6 protein-coding genes and 1 pseudogene are annotated in these 3,223 nt (G+C 64.1%); 6 read left to right on the top strand and 1 reads right to left on the bottom strand.

Translation table 11 applies throughout. From position 1 onward, the window contains the following. From ACPXB3_RS22235 to ACPXB3_RS22220, 4 genes are all read left to right on the top strand, one after another. On the top strand, window positions 1-429 hold a 429-nt coding region (locus ACPXB3_RS22235), incomplete at its 5' end, for a hypothetical protein (RefSeq protein ID WP_425729796.1). Window positions 430-511: 82 nt separating this feature from the next. Beyond that, the gene (locus ACPXB3_RS22230) at window positions 512-1,402 is read left to right on the top strand and encodes a hypothetical protein (protein WP_425729794.1); all 891 of its coding nucleotides are present in this window, start codon (window positions 512-514) and stop codon (window positions 1,400-1,402) included. Next, the gene (locus tag ACPXB3_RS22225; protein WP_425729792.1) at window positions 1,399-1,899 is read left to right on the top strand and encodes a hypothetical protein; all 501 of its coding nucleotides are present in this window, start codon (window positions 1,399-1,401) and stop codon (window positions 1,897-1,899) included. The genes ACPXB3_RS22230 and ACPXB3_RS22225 overlap by 4 nt, the downstream gene beginning before the upstream one ends. After that, window positions 1,896-2,126, top strand: a complete 231-nt coding sequence (locus ACPXB3_RS22220) for a hypothetical protein (RefSeq protein WP_425729790.1) — start codon at window positions 1,896-1,898, stop codon at window positions 2,124-2,126. The genes ACPXB3_RS22225 and ACPXB3_RS22220 overlap by 4 nt, the downstream gene beginning before the upstream one ends. Window positions 2,127-2,130: 4 nt before the next feature. Here ACPXB3_RS22220 and ACPXB3_RS22215 read toward each other — a convergent pair whose 3' ends face one another. After that, entirely contained in the window at window positions 2,131-2,265 is a 135-nt protein-coding gene (locus ACPXB3_RS22215; protein WP_425729788.1) for a hypothetical protein, read from the bottom strand. A 66-nt stretch (window positions 2,266-2,331) separates the two neighbouring features. Here ACPXB3_RS22215 and ACPXB3_RS22210 point away from each other — a divergent pair, with 66 nt between their 5' ends. Beyond that, window positions 2,332-2,481 carry a hypothetical protein gene (locus ACPXB3_RS22210; RefSeq protein ID WP_425729786.1) on the top strand — a complete coding sequence of 50 codons (150 nt, stop codon included), beginning with the start codon at window positions 2,332-2,334 and terminating at the stop codon, window positions 2,479-2,481. Window positions 2,482-2,483: 2 nt separating this feature from the next. Next, window positions 2,484-2,921: pseudogene (locus ACPXB3_RS22205) on the top strand (NUMOD4 motif-containing HNH endonuclease); the annotation flags it as partial. Between the last annotated feature and the right edge of the window lie 302 nt (window positions 2,922-3,223).

Raw genomic sequence — 3,223 nt, 5'->3', positions numbered from 1 at the left:
TCCTACTGCTACGGCGGATCGGCCAAGGGCGTTGTCCGAGAGGCCGACGCCGAGTTCATCGCCGCCGCACCAGACCTCGTGCGGGAACTGCTCTCCGAGGTGGAGCGGGCGAGAATACGGGCGATCGAATGGCGCAACGAACGCGATGAGGCCCGCAGGCTCACGGACCGAAACGAGAAGTGGTCCAACGAATGCCTGCCCGGTGGCGTGGTGTGCGCCGAATGTGGTTGGCCTGTCGAATCCGAACCATGTGAACTGCACGGAACTGGCCCCGAGATTGCTGACATCGTGCGTGGACAGCTGGCCGACCTACTCCAGATCGTCCAGCATGGAGTCCAGTACGACGACAACACCATCTGCTGGGATCGCACCGCCGAGACCGTGGCGCCACCCAATGCGGATGTGCAAGAGCTGGACGGTGACGCCTGATGCCGCCCGCCCGCTTCCCTCGCTGCACCCGCTGCGGCGCACGCCTACCCGCTACCACATGGCGGCCACGAGTGTGCCACGGGTGCGCGAGACCGACACGGAAGGAGGGGGAGTGAGGATCAGATCGACGAAGCCGGAGTTCTGGCGGTCAGCCCGAATCGCCTCCGTCTCATGGGATGCGCGCCTCGTTCTGAAGGGCCTCGAATCGTACGTCGACGACAACGGCGTCGGCCGCGACGACATCGCCCTGATCGTCGGAGACGTGTTCTCTCGCGACATGCTCGCGAGCCCTCGCGAGACCGTCGCGAGGGTGTCCGAAGCCATTTCCCAGCTCCACCAAGCCGGTCTACTTCACCGGTACGAGGTCGGCGGCGACCACCTCCTGTTCATCTCATGGTGGGAATCGATCCAGCGCATCGACAAGCCAGGAAAGGGGCGTTTCCCCAGGCCAGACGGCACAATGGACTACCGATCCTCCGAAATTCGCGAGAGTGTCGCGAGGCCTCGCGAGGGTGTCGCGCCTGGAACAGGGGAACAGGGGAACAGGGGAACAGGGGAAACCCCCCCACCAGTTCCAGCTAAACCTCACCAGCGCGCGCGCGAGTCGAAAGCGGTGGCGCGCATGAACGAACTCAACGCGACATCGCGCAGCGGCCCCGGCAACGAAGTCGCCCGAAGCTACGACACATGGGCCGGCGGTGGCATCGACACCAAGACCCAGATCGAGGTCGCCCAAGAAGTCGACACACTCCTCGCCGACGGCATCGACGCCCACCAGATCGCCGAAGGCATCAAGGCGTGGCACCACTCGGACTCGTGGAGCCCCACCCAGATCCGAAGATTCGTCGCCAAGGCAGCCCGGCCCGTCGAAGGCCGCAACAGCGACAAGCCCACCAAGGCCACCCTGCGCGCCGTCGACACCATCGCCACCGCCGAAGCCCTCATCGCCGAATTCCACCAGGAGACCGCATGACCGATCAGCCACCACCCGAATGGGCTATCAAGGCCGTCGCGGCCGCGCTCTCGAGAGCCGAAATCTACGACGACCGCGTGACCTCGGACAGGGCTCGAATCATCGCGTGGGCCGAATCGTTCACCCGCTACGGCATCGAGCAGGCTGACGCGATTGCCGGCGTCGTCGCCCACTACGACCAGCCCGGTGCGCAAACCCCGAAGCCCGGCGACATCATCGAGCTGGCCCGAAAGGTCCGCCGCGAGCGTGCAGAACGCGAGAAGGCCGACGAGGTTGCATCACTACCACCCGCCGCACCACCGGACCCGCAACTGGCCGGGCTGCCCATCGCCGGAGCCGACGGCGAACCGATCTGGAACGCCTACGAGCAGCACGACGCGATCCTGCGCACCTGCCCGACATGCAAGGCCGAGCCCGAGACGGCGTGCGTGAACCTCGCGACGAACATGGTGCGCAAGATTCCCTGCGCGGCACGGATGAAGCAGGTGGGCGCATGAGGACGATCACCATCGAGCTGCCGTACGCGAAACCGCCCCTGCACGCGAACCAGCGGTTGCACTGGGCGGCCAAGGCGCGCATCACGTCCCAGTTGCGCCGTGACACCCGCACCCTACTCAGTACCCACAAGGTGCCCCGAAAGTCCGCCCACGTCGAAATCAGCCTGCACTACGCACCCGCCACGGCTGGACGCCGAGACGCAGGGGGGCGCTATGGGGAGAACTAGGGCGTCAGCAAAGGCCGCTGGCAGCCGATTTGAACGCGAGGTTGCCGACGTCCTCGCCGAGCATGTCGACGACCGCATCGACCGGCGCGTCAAGACAGGGGCTAAGGATCGCGGCGACATCGGCGGCGTTCGACTCCACGGACAGCGCATAACTGTCGAGTGCAAGAACACGTCGCGTACGGACCTGTCGGGATGGATGTCCGAGGTGGAATCTGAGCGAGGCAACGACGATGCGCTCGCGGGGATGGTCATCAGCAAGCGTCACGGCAAAGCGAATCCACTGGACCAGTGGGTGCACATGACCGTCCGTGAACTGATCGCAATCCTCAACGCGAAACGTCTACCGGAGGACTGAAAATGCGCTCTGGCCTGGTAAAATCAAACGTGGCCGCAGGTGCTGGAAACACCGTACGGCCACTGACCCGCTCACTTGATTACAGCAAGGAGGGGCTAGCGATGAATGCTACCCAATTCGATCTCGAGCAATGGCGTCCGGTCCTTGGATTTGAGGGCCTGTATCAGGTCTCTGATCGGGGCCGAGTGAGAAGCCTCGACCGGACAATCGTCCAGTCGAATGGCACCACGAGGACCTTCAAGGGGCAGGTCTTACGCCAGGTTCGAATGAACTCGTACATGACTGTCGGTCTATCCAATTCCGGACACGGGTTTCGCAGGACTGTCCACCGTCTCGTTCTTGAGTCATTTGTGGGTCCACGGCCGGACGGCATGGAGGCGTGCCATAACGACAGCGACGGGACGAACAACCATCTCTGGAATCTCCGATGGGACACCCGCAAGGAGAACGCCGCCGACCGAGTGAGGGCAGGCCGCGCGGTCGGCTGGAACTCCAAGAAGACGCAATGCAAGCGAGGGCACGAGTTCACTCCCGAGAACACGTACGAACCACCTGGCGGTCGGGAGCGCCAGTGTCGAACCTGCCGGAAACGGAGCAAAGGCATGACCAAGCACATGCCCGTCATCCACCCCGCCGAGAAAGGCCACACCGGGCGCATGTGGCTCGAACTCACCATCACGGCCGAACGAGAGGACCACGAGTGACCGCCAATCCCGAGAATCGCATCCTCGATCACAACCTC

The sequence above is a fragment of the Gordonia sp. DT219 genome (assembly GCF_049847065.1).
In the GTDB taxonomy this organism is placed as follows: Bacteria; Actinomycetota; Actinomycetes; order Mycobacteriales; family Mycobacteriaceae; genus Gordonia.
This window is presented reverse-complemented; position numbering and strand designations above follow the sequence as displayed.

Bases quoted from the DNA above. Each gene is read 5' to 3' on its own strand.
- ACPXB3_RS22225 (WP_425729792.1), top strand. From the start codon at position 1,399: ATGACCGATCAGCCACCACCCGAATGGGCTATCAAGGCCGTCGCGGCC.
- ACPXB3_RS22220 (WP_425729790.1), top strand. From the start codon at position 1,896: ATGAGGACGATCACCATCGAGCTGCCGTACGCGAAACCGCCCCTGCAC.